The following is a 22160-nucleotide window of genomic DNA, read 5'->3' on the forward strand; positions in this document are numbered from 1 at the left end:
TGTTCCCATCGGGATTTTCTGATGGGAACATTTTTGTTATGTAAGAAAGACTGTCAAATGTACAAATCAGTTTGCATCTTCTTTGTCTTTGGGCAGTACAATGTTGAGGAGTACTGCAAGCAATGTAGCCACTACAACCGGTGATTTGCCGAAGATCATCACAAACCAGTCCGGGAAGCTGGCAAGAGAATCACTTGCCTGTGAGATTCCCATTCCCAGTGCTGCCGCAAGTCCCACGATGGAAGTATTGCGAAATGTCATATTTTGTGATGTGATCAGTTTCATTCCGGTCATGGCGATGGATGCGAAAACAGACACTGTGGCACCGCCGAGTACACAATACGGAATTGTCGTTAAAAGAGACGAGAATTTCGGGATCACTCCGGCTATCAACAGAATCAGTGCCGCACCGCCGAGTACACAGCGGTTGATAACTTTTGTCGTTGCAACGATTCCCACGTTCTGGCTGTATGTAGCAGTCGGGAGTCCGCCGAGAAGAGAAAATAGAATATTGGAGATTCCATATCCTACGATTCCTCCCTGCAGTTCCTGATCTGTTGGCATACGATTCATTCCTCCGCTGGTTGTGGCGGAAAAGTCGCCGATTGCCTGAATGGAGTTGATTGCAAACAGAAGACCGATTGCGACACAGGCGGAAGGTTCGAAGCGAATTCCGAAATGAAGCGGGCTTGGCACCTGGAAGAGGGCAGCATCATGGATAGGAGAAAAGTCTACCATTCCGAAGAACAGTGCGATGATATATCCACCGATGATACCGATCAGAATGGATGCCAGTTTCCAGATTCCTTTTCCAAAATGATTCAATACCGTTACAATAGTCAATGTCAAAATAGCGACCAGCCAATTTTGCCAGGAACCATAATCTTCGCTGCCTACCCCTCCGGCCATATAGTTAATGGCAGTCGGATACAGAGAAAGTCCAATTGTAAATACAACGGTTCCAGTGATCAGAGGCGGGAAAAATTTGCGGATCTTCCGGATAAAAAGTCCCACAAAAACAGCCACGATACCACCTGCGATCATAGCACCTAAAATGGTGGCGACATCATACTCTTCGGCAATGGACTGCATACTCGGAACATAGGCAAAGCTGATGCCCATGATGACCGGAAGGCCGGATCCGATTGTAAGATACCGGGTCTTGATAAATGGAAACAGTTGTAACAATGTGGCAAGTGCGGAAGTGACCAAGGCAGCCTGAATTAAAATAACAGAGTCAGCTTCCGAAAGTCCGGCTACACCGGATACAATGATAGCAGGCGTTACACAGCCGACGATCATTGCGACAACATGCTGCAGTGCAAGTGGAAATGCCTGATTAAGGGCAGGCACTCCGCTTAGTTCAAAAATGGTAGAGCGGGTTGTCTGATGTTTCATAAATAAGGTGTCCCCCTTTATTCGAGATGGATCCGGGTTCCTGTAAGCCCCTGAATTCCTTCTCTGGCTTTTTCTAGTAATGTGATCAAAGATTGCCTTCCGGGTGCAGATTCTGCAAATTCTACGGCCGCCTGCATCTTCGGAAGCATGGAGCCGGGAGCAAAATGACCTTCTGCAATATACTGTTTTGCTTCAGCTACTGTGATATCATCCAGCCATGTCTGTTCTGGTGTCCCGAAATGAATGGCTGCTTTTTCTATAGCAGTGAGGATGATCAGAACATCTGCATCCAGTTCTTTTGCGAGAAGCGCACTGGCAAAATCTTTGTCTATGACTGCACTGGCACCTTTTAGATGATTGCCCTGACGAATGACCGGAATTCCTCCGCCGCCACAGGCAATGACAAGGTCACCGGAATCCACCATCGTCCGGATTGTGCCGATTTCAATGATCTCCTGTGGTTTTGGAGAAGCTACGACACGACGGTAGCCTCTTCCGGCATCTTCTTTCATAATGTAGTCATATTTCTGCGACATTTCGTCTGCCTGTTCTTTTGTAAGAAAACGTCCGATCGGTTTGGACGGACAGGCAAAAGCTGGATCATGTTCATCCACACGTACTTGTGTGATCATAGTTGCGACAGGAATATCGGTGATATTGCGATTTAAGAGCTCTTCACGGAGAGCGTTCTGCAGATCATAGCCGATATAAGCCTGGCTCATGGCAACACAGACAGAAAGAGGGGTATTGGGCTGGTGTGCATCTTCGTGAGTCAGGGCGAGCATTGCGTTGTTGACCATTCCTACCTGAGGGCCATTTCCATGAGCAATCACAACTTCACATCCTTCCTCGATCAGATCAACGATGGCGTGCGCTGTGATCTTGACAGCTGCCATCTGTTCCGGAAGGGTGTTGCCCAGGGCGTTTCCGCCCAGGGCGATGACAATTCGTTTCTTCCTTGTCATATCTATTCCTCCCTGATTGATGCGATTGTTTCTACCTCACATAAAACTCCTTTTGGAAGATCTTTTACAGCAACGCAGGAGCGCGCCGGTTTTCCTGTAAAATATTTTGCATAGATTTCATTGAATGCAGCGAAATCACCCATGTCTGCAAGGAAACAGGTTGTTTTTACCACATCTGTAAAATCTGCATTCTGGCTTTCAAGAAGCGCTTTGATGTTTAACATCACCTGTTCTGTCTGTTCTTCGATCGTGGTTCCGACCACTTCTCCTGTTATCGGAGAGAGCGGGATCTGACCGGAGAAAAACGCAATTCCGTTACAGATGATTCCCTGAGAATAAGGTCCGATTGCTGCCGGTGCATTTTTGGTTTCTACATATTTTAGCATAGCTTAGTCCCTCCTTGAATATAATCCATTTCGCATCGTGTTCTAGTATAACAGGTTTTACTCAAAAACTCTAGGTGTGGATTTCTCTTCCAGCTTCTTTAAGATATCAGCAGGATCTGCAAATTTTGCAAGAAAGATCATGGCTGCGATGATATACGGTTTGTAGCTGGCTTCTTTATAAAGTGGTGTTCTGTAGCGGTCGAATACGCTGGCATCGACTTCACCGGATTCGCAGCTGACACCTGTGATATCTGCAGGCAGACAGTGCAGGTAGAGCGCGTTACCGTCTTTGGTCGTCTTCATCAGTTCTTCTGTACAAGCCCAGTCTTTGTGCTGTGCGTTCTGTTCCAGAAGTTCTTTTTCCAGAGCATCGATTCCCGCAAAGTCACCGTTTCCATATAATTCAGTACGTTTTTCCATGGCAGCAAACGGCGCCCAGCTCTTTGGATAAACGATGTCGGCATCTTTGAAAGCTTCTGCCATATTGTTGGTCTTTGTGAAAGAACCGCCGGATTTTTTCGCATTTTCGGCAGCAACAGCCTCCACTTCCGAGAAGACTTCATATCCTTCCGGATGTGCCAGTACAACGTCCATTCCAAAACGTGTCATCAGTCCGATCACACCCTGTGGAACAGAGAGCGGTTTTCCGTAGGAAGGAGAGTATGCCCAGGACATGGCGATCTTCTTGCCTTTCAGATTCTCGACACCGCCGAATTCATGGATGATGTGCAGCATATCGGCCATTGCCTGTGTCGGATGGTCGATGTCGCACTGCAGGTTGACAAGTGTCGGTTTCTGCTGAAGAATCCCGTCTTTGTGTCCTTCTGTCACAGCATCTACGACTTCGTGCATATAAGCATTTCCTTTTCCGATGTACATATCATCACGGATTCCGATGACATCTGCCATGAAAGAAATCATGTTGGCTGTCTCACGAACCGTCTCACCATGCGCAATCTGCGATTTTCCTTCATCCAGATCCTGCACCTCAAGTCCGAGCAGGTTACATGCGGAAGCAAATGAGAAGCGGGTACGTGTGGAATTGTCACGGAATAAAGAGATTCCGAGTCCGCTTTCAAATACTTTTGTGGAGATGTTGTTTTCTCTCATAAAACGGAGTGCGTCTGCCAGTGTAAATACTGCTTCCAGTTCGTCGTCTGTTTTTTCCCAGGTCAGGAAAAAGTCAGAGTTGTACATGTCTTTGAAGTTGAGTGCGTTCAGTTTATCGATGTAATCCTGTAATGTTTTCATAGTGTGATTCCTCCATATACTCAGGCTGTGCCTGTTGTGTTTCTTGTTATTTTGAAAGTTTACTTACAATATAAAGTCGGCAGTGCAGCGTAAACAGCGGCACATACTACCAGGTCTGCCTTCCAGGTCTTTTCATTTGGTGCATGAGCCTGTGCTTCTGCTCCAGGACCAAATCCGATACAAGGAATGCCGTTTCGTCCCATGATGGAAACGCCGTTTGTAGAGAACGTCCATTTGTCAGTCAGTGGGCGGGCTTTTCTCATCTTAGCAGTCTCTGGTGTTCCAATCCTTTCTTCTCCGTAAAGTCCCTTGTAGGCTTCTTCCAGAGCTTTTGTGACTTTGTGGTCTTTTGGAATGACCCAGGTCGGGAAGTAGCATTCGATCGGATATACCAGTCCGGTATAGGATGGTCTGTCATAGTTGTACATGGAAACCGTTACATCCTCCCCATATTTCTGTACGCTTGGAAGTGCACGGATCTCATCCAGACAGCTTTCCCATGTCTCTCCGGCAGTCATACGGCGATCCAGAGAAACAGAGCAGGAGTCTGCAACCGCACAGCGGCTTGGAGAAGTGAAGAAAATTTCAGAAGTTGTGATGGTACCCCGTCCTAAGAATCTTGCTTCTTCCCATTCCGGATTATATGTTTCATCCAGCATTTTTACGAGTCCTTTGATTTCAGTTGTCTCTTCGGCATCGTTTTCGTTCAGTGCACGGACATCCTGCAGGATATCAGCCATCTTGTAGATTGCATTGTCTCCACGCTCCGGTGCAGAGCCGTGACAGGATACGCCTTTGACGTCTACACGGATCTCCATACGTCCTCTCTGTCCGCGGTAGATACCGCCGTCAGTCGGTTCTGTGGATACCACAAATTCCGGACGGACTTTATCTTCGTTGATGATGTATTGCCAGCAGAGGCCGTCGCAGTCTTCTTCCTGTACGGTTCCTGTGACAAGGACTGTATATTTGTCACTTAAAAGCCCCAGATCTTTCATGATCCTTGCACCGTAAACTGCAGAGACGATACCTCCGAGCTGATCAGAAGTACCACGTCCTCCGATCTCTGTGTCAGATTCGAATCCTTCATATGGATCGAATTCCCAGTTGTCACGGTTTCCGATACCAACGGTGTCAATATGTGCATCAAATCCGATGAGTGTCTCTCCGGTTCCCATATATCCGAGTACATTTCCCTGCGGATCGATCTCGACTTTATCAAAATCCAGTTTCCGCATCTCTTCGGCGATCCGTTCAATGTGATCCTTTTCCCCACAGCTCTCACCCGGGAATTTTACGATCTCTCTGAGAAATTTTGTCATATCCGCTTCATAGTTCTGTGCAGCTTCTTTGATTTTGTTGAAATCCATTTTAAAATCCTCCTTGATAAACATAATGAAATGGTTTCCTGATCTAACGTTCATTGCCGTCCCATACGATGGATTCGTAACGTGTAGGATCGGTATCTCCTTCGGTGGAGAAAAGCAGTACCCGGGAAGTTTCATCCAGGCCCAGGTGTTCTCTTAATTCCTGATATTCGTCCATGCACATGATGCAGGCGAGCGTTCCAAACGGTGCGGCTCCGGATTCTCCGGAAGTGACCGGCGTATCTCCCTTGATCGGTGCGGCGAGCATCCGCATTCCTTTTGCAGCGACCCAGTCTGGTGCAGCAACAAAGGTATCCACATGATTCTTTAAGATATCCCAGGAGATGGTGTTCGGTTCGCCGCAGGCAAGCCCGGCCATGATCGTCGGCATGTCACCGTCTACAATGCGGATCGCACCGTCTCCGGCAGCAGCTCCTTTGTAAAGGCAGGCAGCCGCTTCGGCTTCCACAACGACCACTTTCGGCGGGGTCTTGGGATAGCGGTTCGCAAAATATCCCTGAACAGCACCGGCAAGGGATCCGACACCAGCCTGGATAAATACATGAGTCGGGGCTTCGCAGCCGTCTTCATGAAGTTGATCGTCGGCTTCCATGGCCATGGTTCCGTATCCCTGCATGATCCATGCCGGAATTTCTTCATAGCCGTCCCACGCAGTATCCTGCACGATGATACCATGTTCAGTTCTGGCAGCCATATCGGCAGCCATGCGCACGCATTCATCGTAGTTGCATTCTTCGATCGTAGCAGTGGCGCCTTCTTTTCGGATGTTGTTTAACCGTGTCTGTGTACTTCCTTTAGGCATCAGGACAACTGCCTTTTGTCCGAGCTTGTTGGCAGCCCAGGCAACTCCGCGTCCATGGTTTCCATCGGTTGCAGTAAAGAAGGTGGCCTGACCGAACTCTTTTTTGAGCGCTTCAGAAGTGAGGATGTTGTAGGGAAGCTCGCTGACATCTTTCCCTGTCTGCTGTGCGATGTAACGTGCCATGGCAAAGGATCCGCCAAGGACTTTAAAAGCATTGAGTCCGAATCGATAGGATTCATCCTTGATGTAAAGTGAACCAAGTCCTAATTTTTCGGCCATGTGGTTCAGTTTTACGAGTGGTGTGACACTGTATTGCGGAAAACTTTCGTGGAACGTGCGGGCTTTTTCCACCTCGGAAAGTGCCATGACCGGAAGGTTGGCATCCTCGGTCTTCGGCATATGATTGACTGCCCATTTGATTGTCTCCATGTGTAAAACCTCCTTATGATCTGCTATTTTCCTGCATCCATATAACTGTAAAGTGTAAATTTAGAAATATTGAGAAGATTTGCAACCTTATCTCCTGATTTTGTGATCAGAAACGCACCGGCATCATTCAGATAGCGGACCACCTGAATCTTATCTTCCTTGGTCATTAAAGCCACCGGTTTTCCGACCAGTGCCACGCCCTGCTGCATCAGATCGTTTAACAGCTCTTCTACATTGCGTGTGATCGTCTGCGGCGAGTGAGGCTTGCTGACTGTGTAAGTATCTGTTTCCGGTTCGGTGTGAAGAAGCGACCCCAGTGCACTGTCTATCGTAAGAAGTGCTGTAATGTCATAGTTGATGGAAAAGATATAAGAAATCTTTTCATCGGCATCCCGTATGTAAAGGGTACTGGATTTCAAAATCCGGCCGTCCTCCGTGCGTGTGAGATAAGAAAGCTTATCTTGTACTTTGGCAGCGTTTTTGTGCAAGGTCTCCAGTACGATCCCGGAAGGTCCGTCTCCGGACTTGCGGTGTGTCACCTGTCCGTTTTCAATGTGGACGATGGAGGTCTCCAGGTCCTTGTTCAGATCATGAATGACAACTTCACAGGAAGTTCCGAACTGTTTTGCAATACCATGCGCCATTTGCTTTAGAAGCTTGAGTGTATGATCCATAGTCATCCCTCCCTTTGTGAAAAACATTGGTAAAATCTGTCAAAAACAACTGCTTCTAAACTCATAATATCATAAAAATCCATAAAATCAATAGTTTCTCTAAAAAAGTTTTAGAATACCTAAAAAAGTTTTAGAATCGTGTTGCATTTGTGCAGTTTTGATGGTATTCTATAAACAGCAAAAGCGGTTCTGGAAGATATGCACAAAAATAGAAGACTTTCAAAAAGAAAAGGAGAGGTTGATATGCTTATTTTAGGAAACGGCAGGATGATCACAAGAGATGCGGACAATCCATATCTGGAATGCGGGGCCGTGGTGATTGACGGGACAAAAATCGTGAAGGCTGGTACGCTTTCGGAAGTGAAGGCGGCGTATCCGGATGCGGAGTTTTTGGATGCAAAGGGCAAGGTGATCATGCCTGCCTTTATCAATGCACACGAACATATTTACAGTGCATTCGCAAGAGGACTGTCCGTCAAAGGATATGACCCAAAAGGATTTTTAGATATTCTGGATGGGATGTGGTGGACGATTGACCGCAATCTGACCTTGCATGATACATATTTAAGCGCCATGGCTACATATATTGATTCGATCAAAAATGGTGTGACAACGGTATTTGACCATCATGCAAGCTTTGGTTCCATCCGTGGTTCTTTATATGAGATTGAAAGGGCTGCGAAAGAAACCGGAGTCCGCTCCTGTTTATGCTATGAGATCTCGGATCGTGACGGGAAGGATAAGGCAAGAGATTCCGTTATGGAAAATGCAGAGTTTATCCGTCATGCACAAAAAGAGGATACCGGCATGATCGCGGGCATGATGGGAATGCATGCACAGTTTACAATTTCTGATGAGACGATGGAGCTGGCGGCAGCGAACAAGCCAGACGGCGTGGGATATCATATCCATGTGGCAGAAGGGATCGAAGATCTGCATCATTGTCTGAAACATTATGGAAAGCGGATCGTGGATCGTCTGATGGACTGGGGAATCCTGGGAGAAAAGACACTGCTTGGACATTGCATTTATATCAACGGCCATGAGATGGATCTGATCAAAGAGACGAACACAATGGTGGTACACAATCCGGAATCCAACATGGGCAATGCCTGCGGATGTCCGCCGACGATGGAACTGGTGCACAGAGGGATCCTGACCGGACTTGGAACAGACGGATATACTCATGATATGACAGAGTCTTACAAAGTGGCAAACGTACTGCACAAGCATCATCTGTGTGATCCGAATGCCGCATGGGGAGAGGTTCCGCAGATGCTTTTTGACGGAAATGTCAAAATTGCAGAGCGTTATTTCCCGCAGAAGCTTGGTGTATTGAAAGAAGGAGCTGCTGCAGATGTGATTGTTGTGGATTATGATCCGCTGACACCGATGAACGGGGACAATGCAAACAGCCACATTTTATTCGGTATGACTGGAAAACAGGTAGTAACCACAGTGGCGAATGGAAAAGTATTGATGAAAGACAGAGAACTTGTATCTATAGATGAAGCAAAAGTGATGGCAGACTGCAGACAGGCGGCAAAAGAGCTGGCTGAGAGGATCAACGCATAAGGAGGGCATGAGGATGAGTGAAGTTATGACACCGATGTCATTTGAACAGTTGGTAGAATGGGTATTACAGGAAAAGAAAAAAAGAGGAACCGTGTTCGGACAGCATCATGCGTACCGGGCAGATGGAACACATAACCGGACGATGTTCGGGCGTACTCTGGAGACGCCGATTGGACCGGCAGCCGGTCCGCATACGCAGATGACACAGAATATTGTGGCAGCCTACTATGCCGGCAGTCGTTTCTTTGAATTGAAGACCGTACAGATCATGGATGGAGAAGAGCTGGCGGCATGCATCAACCGTCCGTGTATCAAGGCGGATGATGAAGGATATAACTGCGAGTGGTCCACAGAGCTGACAGTACCGCAGGCAATGGAAGAGTATATCAAAGCCTGGTTCTTATTGAAAGTGATCGCCAAAGAGTTTGGACTTGGAGATATGAATGGATTTCAGTTTAATGTCAGTGTGGGATATGATCTGGCAGGCATCCAGTCCCCGAAGGTGGATACCTTCCTGAATTCCATGAAACACGCAGAAGATACAGAGATTTTCAAGCACTGCAAGGCATATTTACTGGAACATGCGGATTGGTTTGAGCACGTGACAACAGAAGATATCGAGCAGATCCCGCCGGAAATCTGCAATTCCGTGACACTTTCCACACTGCATGGATGTCCTCCGCAGGAGATTGAACGGATCGCCATGTATCTGCTTACGGAAAAAGGATTCCATACCTTTGTAAAATGCAATCCGACACTGCTTGGATATGAGTTTGCGAGAAAGACCATGGATGAGATGGGATATGATTACATACAGTTTGGAGACTTCCACTTTAAGGATGACCTGCAGTATGAAGATGCAGTTCCGATGCTGACACGCCTGATGAATACGGCGAAAGAGAGAAATCTGGAGTTTGGTGTGAAGATCACCAATACGTTCCCTGTGGATGTGAAACAGAATGAGCTTCCAAGCGAAGAGATGTATATGTCAGGAAAATCCTTGTATCCGTTGTCCATTTCACTGGCAGCAAAACTGGCAAAAGAATTTGACGGAAGGCTTCGTATTTCCTATTCCGGAGGAGCGGATTACTATAATATAGAAAGAATTGTGGATGCAGGCATCTGGCCGGTTACTGTGGCAACGACTCTTTTGAAACCGGGCGGTTATCAGAGACTGACGCAGATGGCAAAGCTTCTGGACAAGGAGAATGCTCCGTTTGAAAAAGTGGACGCAGAATCTGCAGGAAAACTTGCAGAAGAGGCGGTGAAAGACCCGCATCATGTGAAGGCAATGAAGCCTTTGCCGTCAAGAAAGATGAAAAAAGAAGTTCCGCTCATGGATTGTTTCGTGGCGCCGTGTAAAGAGGGATGCCCGATCCATCAGGATATCACAACGTATCTGCAGCTTGTGGGAGAAGAAAAGTATGAGGAAGCAATGGAAGTGATCACAGAGAAGAACCCGCTTCCGTTTATTACAGGAACGATCTGTGCACATAACTGTATGAGCAAATGTACCAGAAACTTTTATGAGACACCTGTTCATATCCGGGAGATGAAATTAAAAGCGGCAGAAAATGGATATGAGGCGCTGCTTGAAAAACTTCCGGTGCCGGCAGTGACAAAAGCAGGAAAAGCGGCAGTCATCGGAGGCGGCCCGGCAGGAATGGCGGCTGCATACTTCCTCAGAAAAGGTGGTATGGAAGTTACGCTATTTGAGGCAAAAGAATCTTTAGGAGGCGTAGTACGTCACGTGATTCCGCCATTTCGTATTTCGGAGGATGCCATTGAAAAAGATGCGGAAATCTTAAGAAAGATGCAGGTGGACATCCACTGCAATACAAAGTTGGAATCTTTGGAAGAACTGAAAAAGCAGGGATATACAAAGATCGTACTGGCAGTGGGAGCTCCGGTTCAGGGAAGCTTAAAGCTGGAAAGCGGAATGCCGAAAAATGCACTGGAATTTCTGGCAGAATTTAAACAGACAGACGGTAAGGTTTCACTTGGAAAACATGTGGTTGTTATCGGAGGCGGAAACACAGCCATGGATACTGCAAGAGCGGCAAAACGAAACGCAGGCGTGGAGCATGTTTATCTGATTTACAGAAGAACGAGACGGTATATGCCGGCGGATGAAGAAGAACTGGTGATGGCCCTGGAAGATGGAGTGGAATTCAAAGAGTTATTGTCTCCTGTAAAACTGGAAAACGGCCAGCTTTTCTGCAAAGTGATGCAGCTTTCCGATTATGATGTATCGGGCAGAAGAGGAGTGACAGAGACCGGGGAGACAGTTTGGGTTCCGGCAGATACGGTGATCGCTGCAGTTGGAGAAAAAGTGCCGACAGACTGGTATCAGGCAAACGGTCTGGCAGTATCGGAAAAGGGAAGATTATATGTCGATGAAAAGACATTAAAAACCAGTGATGACAATGTCTATGCAGCAGGCGATGGTCTGTATGGACCGGCAACAGTTGTAGAGGCGATCCGGGACGGACGAAAAGTGGCTGAGGCAATTGCAGGAGAAGTGTTGGCGTGTGATTTTGATAAACTGGCAGAGGAAGAAAAGGTCTATGCCAAGAGAGGGGTATTAAAAGAGGAACAGAAAGAGACAAAAGAGGCAGGCAGATGCCTGGGATGCTCGACAATCTGTGAAAACTGCGTAGAAGTCTGTCCAAACCGTGCAAATATTGCCATTCAGGTACCGGGGATGGAAAAACACCAGATCATCCATGTAGATTATCTGTGTAATGAGTGCGGCAACTGTAAGAGTTTCTGTCCATATTCCAGCGCTCCATATCTGGATAAATTCACACTTTTCGAAACAGAAGCAGATATGGAAAACAGTAAGAATCAGGGATTTGCAGTTCTGGATCAAGAGACCCGACGCTGTAAGGTACGCTTCTTTGGGAAGACCTTTATCTGGGAACCGGAGAAACCGGCAGCTCTTCCGGATGGACTGGGACGCATGATTGAAACTGTGTGCAGGGATTACTCTTATTTGATTCGGTAAAATCAAAGGTTGCAGGATCTGTGGGATTTCGGTAAAGTGAAAGGGGCTTCTGATGAAGAAGCCCTAAAAAAAGAAAGAGACAGCAAACAGACATGACAAGTATATGGAAATGGGAAAGCGGAAATCTACAGATCAAGAAGTCCCTCTTAGATGGACTGCAGATTACAGAGACAGCAAAAGAAGTGATCTCTGTAGTGGGAGCAGGAGGAAAAACAACTACGATCCGCAGGCTTACGGATGAAATGGAAAAAAGACAGAAAAATGTGGCAGTGACCACGACCACACGGATGAAAAAAGAACCGCATTTTTTACTCGGTGCGGATGCAGAGCGCATTACACAAAGATGGGGGCAGACTCATCAGGTGTGGTTTGGAGAACAGGATGATAATCCGGAAAAGGTCAGAGGTGTTTCAGAAGCGCTTCTGGATGAGGTGAGAAAGTATGGTCCGGATTTGTTTTTGATCGAGGCAGACGGAGCCAGAAGGCTTCCCTGCAAAGTACCGGAGTCGTGGGAGCCGGTCATCTATCAAAAAAGTACACGGGTGCTGGCAGTTTACGGTCTGGACGCAGTGGGAAAGTCCTTTCGGGAGGCGTGTTTTCGTCCCGGGCTGGCAGCAGAAATTTTGGAGAAGAAGATAACAGACCCGATATCAGCAGTGGATATTGCGCGGCTGGCACTTGAAAGCCGCGGCGGGAAAAAGAATGTCAAAGAAACCATGCGGTATCAGGTGATTTTAAATAAAGCAGACACCACGCGAAGAAGACAGTTTGCGCAGGAAATCTGCCGGGAATTGGAAAAACGCGGGTTTGCAGATGTGACAGTGACAGCAGAAGGAAGGCAGGAAGAAGAATGAAGATTGTAATCAAAGGAGCAGGAGATCTGGCAACAGGAATTGCCTCTCGCTTATACCATGCAGGACATCAGATTGTGATGACAGAGATTGCGGTTCCGCTGACCGTGCGGCGAAGCGTGGCGCTCTCCAGAGCAGTTTACGAAAACGAGGCAGAGGTGGAAGATTTAAAAGGGGTGCTGGTAAAGGATGCTGCAGAAGCAGACAGGATCTTACAAAGAGGAGAGATTCCGGTACTGGTGGATCCAGAAGCAGATATTATCGGGTCGTTTCATCCAGATGTAGTAGTGGATGCAATCCTGGCAAAGAAGAATCTGGGAACCCGGATCACGGACGCGCCGTTTGTCATCGGTGTAGGACCGGGATTTTACGCAGGAAAAGACTGTCACTGTGTCATCGAGACAAAAAGAGGACATACACTGGGAAATGTGATCTGGGAAAAAGAAGCAATCCCAAATACCGGAGTTCCGGGAAATATAGGCGGCTTTACAACCGAGCGTCTGATCCGTGCCAGTGCAGATGGAATCATGGAGCCTGTGGCAGAAATCGGAGATACCGTAGAAAAAGGCCAGCTTGTTGCCAGGACCGGGAAGCAGCCGGTCTATGCAAAGATGAGCGGAATTGTCCGCGGAATGCTCCAGAAGGATGTACAGGTCACAGAAGGATTGAAGATCGGAGACATTGATGCCAGATGTGAACCAGAGCATTGTGTTACAATCTCGGACAAAGCAAGGGCAGTCGGAGGCGGTGTGCTGGAAGCGGTATCTCTGTTTGGACAGATCTATGGAAATTATGGAGTGGCACTTCTGGCAGCAGGGGAAGCAAAACGGTTTGGAAGTGACAAGTTGTCGGAAAAATTTCAGGGAATCCCTCTTTATCGGCATGCACTTGAGAAGCTGGAAGCATTTTCGGGACTTTCCAGGGTGGTCGTGACCGCAAGAGAAGCACTGGCAGAAGAAGCGCAGCGCCTGGGGATCCATATTGTAGAGAACAGACAGCCGGAACAGGGAATTTCACATTCTGTCAGTTTGGCGCTGCAGGAACTGCTCTCACAAAATCCAGACCTGGAGGGTGTGTTGTTTCTGGTCTGCGATCAGCCGGGAATCCAGGCTGCTACAATCCAGAAGATTTTAAACGAGGGATGCCTTCATAAAAACAGCATTGTCTGTGCCGGATATGATGGAATGCGCGGAAATCCGGTATTGTGGGGAAGCACGTATTTTCAGGAGCTTATGCATCTGACCGGGGATACGGGCGGCAGACAGCTGATGAAGCAATATGAAGAGAAGATCCGGATCGTGGAGTGTGCGCCGGAAGAATTAAAAGACATTGACAGGAGAGAAGACATGACGGAATAAAACGGGGAGTACCCCAAAGGAGGTTTTCATATGCTGATGGTTCATGTAAATGGAAAAGATTATGAGGTGGAGCAGGATACGAAGCTGATGCGGTTTCTTCGGGATGATTTAAGGCTTACTTCAGTAAAGGACGGATGCAGCCAGGGCGCGTGCGGAACCTGCACGGTGCTGGTGGATGGAAAAGCCACAAAGGCATGTATTCCAATGCTTTCCAAGCTGCAGGGAAAATCTGTAGTCACAGTGGAAGGGCTGAGTGAACGGGAGAAAGAAGTTTATGCATATGCATTTGCAAAGGTCGGCGCGGTGCAGTGCGGATTCTGCATTCCGGGCATGGTGATGTGCGCCAAGGGGCTTCTGGATCAGAATCCGGATCCGAGCCGTGTTGAGGCGGCGGCAACCATTCGGAATAATATCTGCCGCTGTACCGGATATCAAAAGATCATCGAGGCGATCCTGCTCTCAGCAAAGATGTTTCGGGAAGATCTTCCGGCCAAAGAGAACAGCGGCGTGGTCTCTGTCGGGGCACCGATCCTGCGTGTGGATGCAAAGGAGAAAGTTCTTGGAACCGGGCAGTATCCGGATGATGTGTATCTGGATGATATGATCTATGCCAGTGCGGTGCGCTCCGAATATCCAAGAGCAAAAGTGCTGGCGATCCATACAGAGAAGGTATTGGAATTAGAAGGTGTGATCGGAGTATATACGGCGGATGATATTCCGGGTTCTGTGAAGGTGGGACATCTGAAACCGGACTGGGATACAATGATCCCGGTCGGACATGTGACACATTATCTGGGAGATGCCATTTGTCTGATCGCAGCAGAGACACCGGAGATTCTGGAACGTGCAAAGGCATTGGTAAAGGTGGATTACGAAGTGCTGCAACCGGTGCTGGATCCGTTTGAAGCATTAAAAGAGGACGCACCCCGCATTCATCCGGGAATCCAGCCGGATGGAAATGTACTCGCCCATGAGCATCTGGTCAGAGGAAATGCAGAAGAAGTGATCGCCAACTCGAAATATAAAGTGACCAGACATTATGAAACTCCGTGGACGGAACATGCCTTTTTGGAGCCGGAGTGTGCAGTGGCCATGCCGTTTGATGACGGAGTATTTATCTATTCTTCGGATCAGGGAACCTACGATACCCAGCACGAATGCAGTATGATGCTTGGACTTCCGCCGGAAAAAGTGATTGTGGAAAACAAGCTGGTAGGCGGCGGATTTGGTGGAAAAGAGGATGTCAGTGTACAGCATCATGCCGCACTGGTGGCATACCTGACAAAGCGTCCGGTTAAAGTAAAGCTGTCCAGACAGGAAAGTATCACCGTGCATCCCAAACGGCATCCGATGTGGATGGATATTACCACAGCATGTGATGAGAACGGATATCTGACTGCAATGAAAGCTGTAGTTGTATCGGATACAGGTGCGTATGCATCTCTGGGCGGACCGGTTCTGCAAAGAGCCTGTACCCATGCGGCAGGGCCTTACAATTTCCAGACCATTGACATTGACGGAAAAGCCGTGTATACCAACAATCCGCCGGCTGGAGCATTTCGCGGATTCGGTGTGACACAGACCTGTTTTGGAGCAGAACGGAATCTGGATCTGCTGGCGGAGATGGTGGGAATCTCTCCATGGGAGATCCGATATCGGAATGCGGTGCGGCCCGGACAGGTGCTTCCAAACGGACAGATCGCAGATGCCTCTACAGGAATTGCAGAGACACTGGAGGCTGTCAAAGAGATTTATGAACAGGCGCCGTATGCAGGAATCGCCTGTGCGATGAAAAATGCCGGTGTAGGCGTGGGGCTGCCGGACTGGGGAAGATGCCGTCTGCTGGTGCAGAATAAAATGGTACAGATTCATGCGGGAGCTTCCTGTATCGGTCAGGGACTTGGAACAGTCCTGACACAGGTGGTTTCGCAGACCGCTCAGATTCCGGTGGAGCAGATTTGGTACTGTCCTGCAAACACATCCAATTCTCCGGATTCCGGAACGACATCCGGTTCCAGACAGACATTGATCACAGGAGAAGCGGCAAAACGGGCCTGTGAAAAATTGTGTGAAGATTTAAAGACACATTCACTTCAGGAACTGGAAGGAAAGGAATACTACGGAGAATATCTTGCAAAGACGGATAAAATGGGCAGTGATGTTCCGAATCCGGTTTCTCATGTGGCATATGGATATGCAACACAGGTCTGTATTTTGAATGAAGATGGAACGATTCAGAAAATGGTGGCAGCCCATGATGTGGGGAAAGCCGTAAATCCAATCAGTGTGGAAGGCCAGATTGAGGGCGGTGTTGTCATGGGAATGGGATATGCACTGACAGAACAGTATGAGATCAAGGAAGGGCGTCCGGTTTCCAGATTTGGAACACTGGGATTGTTCCGGGCAGATAAGGTGCCGCATATTGAGTCCATGATCATCGAGAAAACAGGAGTAGAACCGGGATACGGTGCAATCGGAATTGGAGAGATCACATCAATCCCGACAGCTCCGGCGATCACGGGAGCCTATTATAAACTGACTGGTGAGTTCCAGACGAAGCTGCCGCTTCATGGAACACCGTATGAAAAGAAAAAGAAATAAAGAAGAAATGAGCAGGCGCTGATTTCTCAGGAGATTCAACGCCTGCGCGATTTACACATCAAGTTGTTTTTGAAAATAACTTGATGTATAATAAAAGAAAAACACAAAACGAGGAGGTATGAGATGAAACGAAGAAAAATCTGGAGTATTCTGGCACTGGCAGCATTGACAGGTTCCCTGCTTGCAGGATGCGGAGAAGTAAAAACAGAAGAACAGACAAAAGAAACAAAGCAGGAGGAAAAACCGGCAGAATTACTGGTGGCTGCTGCAGCGAGTCTGGAATATTCTTATGAAGAAGAACTGCTTCCTATGTTTGAAAAGGAAAATCCGAATATTACCGTAAAAGGCACCTATGACAGTTCGGGAAAATTACAGACACAGATCGAAGAGGGGATTGAGGCAGATGTCTTTATGTCAGCGGCGACGAAGCAGATGAATGCGCTGACGGAGCAGGGATTGGTGGAGAAGGACTCTGTGGTAGATCTTCTTCAGAATCAGATCGTACTGATCACAGCAGCAGATTCTACGCAGGATCTGCAGAACTTTGAGGATATTACCAAAGCAAATGTGATCGCAATCGGAGATCCGGAAAGTGTTCCGGTAGGACAGTATTCGAAAGAAGTGCTGACCAATCTGGGAATCTGGGATACAGTGTCTGCAAAGGCAAGTCTCGGAACCAATGTTACAGAAGTTTTAAAATGGGTAGAAGAGGGCAGTGCAGACGCCGGAATCGTGTATGCGACAGATGCAGCGACTACAGATAAGGTGAAAGTAGTGGCAGAAGCACCGAAAGACAGTCTGGCAGAGCCTGCAATTTATCCGGTCGGCGTGGTAAGCGCATCGAAGCATAAAGATGCAGCGGAAAAATTTGTAGAGTTTTTACAGTCCGAAGAGGCACTGAAAGTATTTGAATCCTACGGTTTTCAGAAGAATGCAGAGTAACTGGGGAAGGAGAGCACATGGAGATTTCACCGATCATTGTTTCTATGAAAACGGCTTCTGTGTCCATTGTGATCACTTTTTTTCTGGGACTGGCAGCCGCATATGGCGTGGAGCGTATCCGCAGCAGAAAGCTGCAGCTGGTCTGTGACGGTATTCTGACGCTTCCTCTTGTCCTGCCGCCTACGGTGGCAGGATTTTTCCTGTTGTACATCTTTGGGGTAAAACGCCCGGTGGGGAGATTTTTTCTGGAATTTTTCGGGACAAAGATTGCATTTTCATGGCAGGCAACAGTATTGGCAGCAGTGGCGATTTCGTTCCCTTTGATGTACCGTTCGGCAAGAGGAGCGCTGCAGCAGGTAGATGAAAACCTCCTTTATGCAGGCAGGACGCTTGGGATGTCCGAATGGTGCATTTTCTGGAAAGTATGGTTTCCAAACGCTATGTCCGGAATTTTGTCAGGCGGAATCCTTGCATTTGCAAGAGGATTAGGAGAGTTTGGAGCAACTGCCATGATCGCAGGAAATATTGCAGGAGAGACCAGAACGCTTCCGCTTGCAGTATATTCCGCGGTGTCAGCCGGAAATATGGAAGAAGCGTATCAGTATGTGTGGATTCTGGTGATCATTTCATTCCTGGTAGTGACAGGAATGAATGCAGTCACGCACGGATTTCAGAAATTTAGCCGGAGGTAGTACAGATGAACGTATTAGAAGTGAATTTTGAGAAAAAACTCAAGAACTTTCCCCTGCATATACAATTTCAGGCAGAAGGCGGATGTATCGGGATTCTGGGAGCTTCAGGCTGCGGAAAAAGTATGACATTCAAAGCGATTGCCGGAATCGAGACACCCGATTCGGGAAAAATCTGCCTGGGAAAACGGGAATTGTTTCACAGAGGTCATAAAGTAAATCTGCCGCCCAGAAAACGCAGTGTGGGATATTTGTTTCAGAGTTATGCCTTATTTCCCAATATGACAGTGTTTCAAAATATTGAAGCAGGAATCCAGGGAAAAAAGGCGGCGAAAAGAGAGCGGGCAATGGAAATGATGGAAAAATTTCATCTGTCAGAGCTGGCATCCGGCTATCCCGCCCGTCTTTCTGGAGGACAGCAGCAGAGAGTGGCCCTGGCGAGGATACTGGCTTGTGAACCGGAACTGCTCCTTTTGGACGAGCCGTTTTCTGCACTGGACAGTTACTTAAAAGAAGAACTCCAGTTTGAGTTGAAACAACATCTCCGGGAGTTTGGAAAAACGACAATCATTGTAAGTCATGACCGGGATGAAATATACAAGTTGTGTGACAGAACGATGGTGATGGGCCAGGGCGAAATTCTGGTTTCAAAAGATACGAAAGAACTGTTTGAACAGCCGGAGCGTGTTATTGCAGCGAGGCTGACAGGATGTAAAAATATTTCGAGAGCGAAAAAGCGTGGAATGCATAAAGTGTATGCAATGGATTGGGGCGTGGAACTGACGGTAGACCGGAAAGTTTCAGAAAAAATCACCCATGTAGGAATTCGGGCGCATGATTTTCATCCGGCGGATACTTCGTCACATGATAGTGAGAATAAAATTCCGGTGGCTGTGGACCGCGAGGTACGCGCGCCGTTTGAGTGGACGATTTTATTTCGAAACAGAGAAAATCCGAAAGAAAATATGTGGATGAAGATGGAGCGGGAACAGACACAGATCCCGCAGTGGGTACAGGTGGACCCGAAACGAATTTTGCTTTTAGAAGAATAGGAGGATGTGAGAGATGTTTCATCCGACATTAAAAATTAAAATATATCAGGAAGATCTGGTATTTGGACCGGGACTGGTCATTTTGATGGAGCACATTCTGGTGACGGAGTCCATGAAGGATGCCTGCGGGGAAATGGGAATGTCCTACAGCAAAGGCTGGAAGATCATCAACCGGGCAGAAAAAGAACTGGGCTATGAGTTGTTGGAGCGCAGGCACGGCGGAAAAAGCGGTGGAAAATGTACGGTGACAGAAAAAGGAAAGTCCCTGATGAAGCGCTATCGCCAGATGGAAAAAGAAACAAGGGACTGCCTGCAGAAGAGCTTTGAAAAGTATTTTCCGGAATATCAAAGGATTCGGTAGATTTTCCTTTCATTCAGAAGTATAATAAAAAACAGGCCACAGAACAAAACAGTGAGCCGGAAATGGAGGAAAAAAGATGCCGAACTGGACAAGAGGACAGCTGAAAAACAATGCAAAGATGAATTTTTATAAAAATTACTGGATGTGCGTAGGCATGGCATTGATTTTGACACTTGTGCTGATGATGGAACCGGATGGACCGAAAAAAGAGATCATGTTGAAGATCAGAGATTACACCGATATTCTTCCTGCTTATGGATATCAGGGCTGGTTGTCAAGTCTGTTTGATGGGTTGGGATACTGGTTTGGAGTATTATGGTCCGTTTTTTCATTGTTTATTGCATTGGTACTGCTTCTGATCAAGATTGTTGTGGGAAACGTGGTCTATGTAGGCGGCATTCGTTTCTTTATTCAGAACAGGAGAGAGAATCCGTCTGCGGGAACTATATTTTTCGGATTTCAGAGTGGAAATTATGGAAACATCGCATTGACCATCTTTTTGAAAGATCTGTATACTGCACTTTGGACACTTTTGCTTGTCGTGCCGGGGATTATCAAGCACTATGAATATCGGATGATTCCATATATTCTGGCAGAGAATCCGACAATGCCAAGAGAAGAGGCATTTCAGATCAGCCGCCGCATGATGATGGGGCAGAAAATGGATGTATTCGTATTAGATCTTTCATTTATCGGCTGGTTTATTTTAGAAAAGATTTCATTTGGACTGGCAGGATTATTTTTTGTAAGACCTTATTATGAGACTGTATTTGCAGAGCTGTATGAGGCAAATAAACAGAAGGCATACCGGGAAGGATATATCCGGTAATATGAAAAGGGGCTGCATCAGGACTTTCATCCTGTGCAGCCTTGAGAAAAGGGAAAATTTATCTAAAATTAGGTAATGTCAAAAATAAATATCTGGGCGAAGTCCAATGACCACAGATGCGCTGCATGTGCAGCCATCGTCTTCTGTTTTTGTTGATAGATATAGAATACCAGTGAATTGTGAATGAGATGTGACAAGAAGTGAAAAAATATCTTAATTAAATGTAATGAAAGTATAAAAAGGAGCTTATAGATTTTTTAGAATTAGGAAGTCTGATTGACGAGATGCATCGTGTTTTTGGAAACAGAGTTCCAGAAATCCCTGCGTGCATCGTACTGCTCCAAAAGCCAGGAAATCGCAGCATCCATTCCATCCTCGGTCATGGGAAATGTATTCTGTGTTTTTTGTTCGTCTGGTGTCTTTTCAAATGACCATGGCTCCGGATATACAAATACGAGAAAGTTTTCTTTTGTATCGTCAGCACAAAAATAATAGCGCATTCCAAAATGAGAACCTGAAAAGGGTTCTTTTTTTAATCCTTTGACAGGGATGAGTTTCTTATCGATCATGGTGTTCCCTCCTGAAAAGTTATTAACTATAGAGTAACACTGCATCAGAGAAGATGCAAGAATAAAAGGACAAAAGGAAAGAGCCACATTTCTGTGACTCAAAGGGGGGAAAAAGTTTATGAAAAAGTGTTCTGTTCTTTTGAACAATTATAGTATAAAAAGAAATTGTGTAAAAAATGTGATATAAATTTGAATCTAATGTTAATAAAACCAAAAGAAATTGTGAAGCACTAATTTTGTCCGGCATTTTCTGCAAAATCAGTTGTGACCAGTTTTTCATAAGGAGCGCGGGCCTTCAGCTCGCCGGCGCTTTCCAGGATATCCTGGAGCAGTTCAAAGCTGTCACGTTCAAAGATCAGATTTTCTTTCCAGGAATCCTGCTCATAATAGCGGGATACGATGGTTGTGATCGTGGAAAGGTCTGTTTCCGGGAATTGCGGTTCAATGATTTTGGCAATCTCTTCCGGAGAATGTGTCTGTACGTAGTCCATTCCCTTTTGCAGGGCATTTACAAATCCCTGAATAGTATCTGAATGTTCACTGATATAGCTTTTGCGGGCACTGAAAGCGGTATAAGGAATGTATCCGCTGTCGGTTCCGAGAGAAGCGACCACATATCCTTTCTGGCCTGTTTCCAGGGATGTGGCTCCGGGTTCAAATTCTACGGTATAGTCGGCCTGACCTTCTGAGAATGCGGCGGCAGTGGAACCAAAATCAATGTTTTGTACAATGTTCAGATCGGTTTTCGGATCCATACCGTGTTGCTTTAAGATATATTCAAAAACCATTTCCGGCATTCCGCCCTTTCGTCCGCCAAGTACAGTGCTTCCTTTTAAATCTGTCCACTCAAAATCGGGCCTCTCTTCTCTGGCAACAAGAAAATTGCCTGCGCGCTGGGTGAGCTGGGCAAAGTTTACAACAAAGTCAGAAGCGCCTTCGTTATACGTGTAAATGGAAGCTTCCGACCCCATAAATCCGATATCTGCTTCACCAGAAAGTACAGCAGTCATCGTTTTGTCGGCTCCAAATGGGG

At 46.9% G+C, this 22160-nt stretch carries 18 protein-coding genes and 1 pseudogene; 10 read left to right on the forward strand and 9 right to left on the reverse strand.

The features are described 5' to 3' along the window. Positions 1 to 66: 66 nt before the first annotated feature. The 7 genes from FXV78_RS10745 to FXV78_RS10775 are packed head-to-tail and all read right to left on the reverse strand — an operon-like array spanning position 67 to position 7293. The gene (locus FXV78_RS10745; RefSeq protein ID WP_004843089.1) at positions 67 to 1398 is read right to left on the reverse strand and encodes a uracil-xanthine permease family protein; all 1332 of its coding nucleotides are present in this window, start codon (positions 1396 to 1398) and stop codon (positions 67 to 69) included. Positions 1399 to 1415: 17 nt separating this feature from the next. After that, the gene (gene arcC, locus FXV78_RS10750; protein ID WP_004843090.1) at positions 1416 to 2363 is read right to left on the reverse strand and encodes a carbamate kinase; all 948 of its coding nucleotides are present in this window, start codon (positions 2361 to 2363) and stop codon (positions 1416 to 1418) included. Between the two features lie 2 nt (positions 2364 to 2365). After that, the gene (locus FXV78_RS10755; RefSeq protein ID WP_004843091.1) at positions 2366 to 2749 is read right to left on the reverse strand and encodes a RidA family protein; all 384 of its coding nucleotides are present in this window, start codon (positions 2747 to 2749) and stop codon (positions 2366 to 2368) included. Between the two features lie 57 nt (positions 2750 to 2806). Next, positions 2807 to 4000 (reverse strand): knotted carbamoyltransferase YgeW, encoded by a 1194-nt coding sequence (gene ygeW / locus FXV78_RS10760; protein ID WP_004843092.1) that lies wholly within the window; start codon positions 3998 to 4000, stop codon positions 2807 to 2809. A 59-nt stretch (positions 4001 to 4059) separates the two neighbouring features. After that, positions 4060 to 5370: a YgeY family selenium metabolism-linked hydrolase gene (locus tag FXV78_RS10765; RefSeq protein WP_009245864.1), complete on the reverse strand. Its 1311-nt coding sequence runs from the start codon at positions 5368 to 5370 to the stop codon at positions 4060 to 4062. 43 nt (positions 5371 to 5413) lie between these two features. Then, positions 5414 to 6619, reverse strand: a complete 1206-nt coding sequence (dpaL, locus tag FXV78_RS10770) for a diaminopropionate ammonia-lyase (protein WP_004843094.1) — start codon at positions 6617 to 6619, stop codon at positions 5414 to 5416. A gap of 23 nt (positions 6620 to 6642) precedes the next feature. Continuing rightward, positions 6643 to 7293, reverse strand: a complete 651-nt coding sequence (locus FXV78_RS10775) for a helix-turn-helix transcriptional regulator (RefSeq protein ID WP_009245863.1) — start codon at positions 7291 to 7293, stop codon at positions 6643 to 6645. Positions 7294 to 7536: 243 nt separating this feature from the next. On the opposite strand from FXV78_RS10775, the gene ssnA reads away from it, so the two are divergent. From ssnA to FXV78_RS10825, 10 genes are all read left to right on the forward strand, one after another. Further along, on the forward strand, positions 7537 to 8868 hold the full coding sequence (gene ssnA, locus FXV78_RS10780) for a putative aminohydrolase SsnA (protein WP_039959723.1): 1332 nt from the start codon (positions 7537 to 7539) through the stop codon (positions 8866 to 8868). A gap of 13 nt (positions 8869 to 8881) precedes the next feature. Next, complete coding sequence (gene ygfK, locus FXV78_RS10785; protein WP_004843097.1) at positions 8882 to 11875, forward strand: putative selenate reductase subunit YgfK; 2994 nt, start codon at positions 8882 to 8884, stop codon at positions 11873 to 11875. 92 nt (positions 11876 to 11967) lie between these two features. Beyond that, entirely contained in the window at positions 11968 to 12729 is a 762-nt protein-coding gene (yqeC, locus tag FXV78_RS10790; protein ID WP_004843098.1) for a selenium cofactor biosynthesis protein YqeC, read from the forward strand. Then, positions 12726 to 14084 carry a selenium-dependent molybdenum cofactor biosynthesis protein YqeB gene (yqeB, locus tag FXV78_RS10795; RefSeq protein WP_004843099.1) on the forward strand — a complete coding sequence of 453 codons (1359 nt, stop codon included), beginning with the start codon at positions 12726 to 12728 and terminating at the stop codon, positions 14082 to 14084. Before yqeC ends, yqeB begins: the two co-directional genes overlap by 4 nt. A gap of 30 nt (positions 14085 to 14114) precedes the next feature. Next, on the forward strand, positions 14115 to 16685 hold the full coding sequence (gene xdh, locus FXV78_RS10800; RefSeq protein ID WP_004843100.1) for a selenium-dependent xanthine dehydrogenase: 2571 nt from the start codon (positions 14115 to 14117) through the stop codon (positions 16683 to 16685). Between the two features lie 123 nt (positions 16686 to 16808). Beyond that, complete coding sequence (modA, locus tag FXV78_RS10805) at positions 16809 to 17627, forward strand: molybdate ABC transporter substrate-binding protein (RefSeq protein WP_004843101.1); 819 nt, start codon at positions 16809 to 16811, stop codon at positions 17625 to 17627. A 17-nt stretch (positions 17628 to 17644) separates the two neighbouring features. Further along, positions 17645 to 18319: a molybdate ABC transporter permease subunit gene (modB, locus tag FXV78_RS10810; RefSeq protein ID WP_004843102.1), complete on the forward strand. Its 675-nt coding sequence runs from the start codon at positions 17645 to 17647 to the stop codon at positions 18317 to 18319. A gap of 5 nt (positions 18320 to 18324) precedes the next feature. Then, positions 18325 to 19368 (forward strand): sulfate/molybdate ABC transporter ATP-binding protein, encoded by a 1044-nt coding sequence (locus tag FXV78_RS10815; RefSeq protein ID WP_004843103.1) that lies wholly within the window; start codon positions 18325 to 18327, stop codon positions 19366 to 19368. A gap of 13 nt (positions 19369 to 19381) precedes the next feature. Beyond that, complete coding sequence (locus tag FXV78_RS10820; RefSeq protein ID WP_004843104.1) at positions 19382 to 19729, forward strand: winged helix-turn-helix domain-containing protein; 348 nt, start codon at positions 19382 to 19384, stop codon at positions 19727 to 19729. A gap of 76 nt (positions 19730 to 19805) precedes the next feature. Further along, complete coding sequence (locus FXV78_RS10825; RefSeq protein ID WP_004843105.1) at positions 19806 to 20558, forward strand: DUF975 family protein; 753 nt, start codon at positions 19806 to 19808, stop codon at positions 20556 to 20558. A 263-nt stretch (positions 20559 to 20821) separates the two neighbouring features. Here the strand turns inward: FXV78_RS10825 and FXV78_RS10830 are convergent, their stop codons facing one another. Continuing rightward, positions 20822 to 21127, reverse strand: a complete 306-nt coding sequence (locus tag FXV78_RS10830; protein WP_004843107.1) for a hypothetical protein — start codon at positions 21125 to 21127, stop codon at positions 20822 to 20824. A 230-nt stretch (positions 21128 to 21357) separates the two neighbouring features. Continuing rightward, positions 21358 to 22155 (reverse strand): annotated as a pseudogene (locus FXV78_RS10835) (ABC transporter substrate-binding protein); the annotation flags it as partial. Positions 22156 to 22160: the final 5 nt, after the last annotated feature.

Source organism: Mediterraneibacter gnavus ATCC 29149, assembly GCF_008121495.1.
GTDB classification, from domain to species: domain Bacteria; phylum Bacillota; class Clostridia; order Lachnospirales; family Lachnospiraceae; genus Mediterraneibacter; species Mediterraneibacter gnavus.

What these genes read in the sequence shown, in the direction of transcription:
- FXV78_RS10745 (WP_004843089.1), bottom strand. Translation starts at nt 1,398, where the DNA reads ATGAAACATCAGACAACCCGCTCTACCATTTTTGAACTAAGCGGAGTG.
- arcC (WP_004843090.1), bottom strand. Translation starts at nt 2,363, where the DNA reads ATGACAAGGAAGAAACGAATTGTCATCGCCCTGGGCGGAAACGCCCTG.
- FXV78_RS10755 (WP_004843091.1), bottom strand. Translation starts at nt 2,749, where the DNA reads ATGCTAAAATATGTAGAAACCAAAAATGCACCGGCAGCAATCGGACCT.
- ygeW (WP_004843092.1), bottom strand. Translation starts at nt 4,000, where the DNA reads ATGAAAACATTACAGGATTACATCGATAAACTGAACGCACTCAACTTC.
- FXV78_RS10765 (WP_009245864.1), bottom strand. Translation starts at nt 5,370, where the DNA reads ATGGATTTCAACAAAATCAAAGAAGCTGCACAGAACTATGAAGCGGAT.
- dpaL (WP_004843094.1), bottom strand. Translation starts at nt 6,619, where the DNA reads ATGGAGACAATCAAATGGGCAGTCAATCATATGCCGAAGACCGAGGAT.
- FXV78_RS10775 (WP_009245863.1), bottom strand. Translation starts at nt 7,293, where the DNA reads ATGGATCATACACTCAAGCTTCTAAAGCAAATGGCGCATGGTATTGCA.
- ssnA (WP_039959723.1), top strand. Translation starts at nt 7,537, where the DNA reads ATGCTTATTTTAGGAAACGGCAGGATGATCACAAGAGATGCGGACAAT.
- ygfK (WP_004843097.1), top strand. Translation starts at nt 8,882, where the DNA reads ATGAGTGAAGTTATGACACCGATGTCATTTGAACAGTTGGTAGAATGG.
- yqeC (WP_004843098.1), top strand. Translation starts at nt 11,968, where the DNA reads ATGACAAGTATATGGAAATGGGAAAGCGGAAATCTACAGATCAAGAAG.
- yqeB (WP_004843099.1), top strand. Translation starts at nt 12,726, where the DNA reads ATGAAGATTGTAATCAAAGGAGCAGGAGATCTGGCAACAGGAATTGCC.
- xdh (WP_004843100.1), top strand. Translation starts at nt 14,115, where the DNA reads ATGCTGATGGTTCATGTAAATGGAAAAGATTATGAGGTGGAGCAGGAT.
- modA (WP_004843101.1), top strand. Translation starts at nt 16,809, where the DNA reads ATGAAACGAAGAAAAATCTGGAGTATTCTGGCACTGGCAGCATTGACA.
- modB (WP_004843102.1), top strand. Translation starts at nt 17,645, where the DNA reads ATGGAGATTTCACCGATCATTGTTTCTATGAAAACGGCTTCTGTGTCC.
- FXV78_RS10815 (WP_004843103.1), top strand. Translation starts at nt 18,325, where the DNA reads ATGAACGTATTAGAAGTGAATTTTGAGAAAAAACTCAAGAACTTTCCC.
- FXV78_RS10820 (WP_004843104.1), top strand. Translation starts at nt 19,382, where the DNA reads ATGTTTCATCCGACATTAAAAATTAAAATATATCAGGAAGATCTGGTA.
- FXV78_RS10825 (WP_004843105.1), top strand. Translation starts at nt 19,806, where the DNA reads ATGCCGAACTGGACAAGAGGACAGCTGAAAAACAATGCAAAGATGAAT.
- FXV78_RS10830 (WP_004843107.1), bottom strand. Translation starts at nt 21,127, where the DNA reads ATGATCGATAAGAAACTCATCCCTGTCAAAGGATTAAAAAAAGAACCC.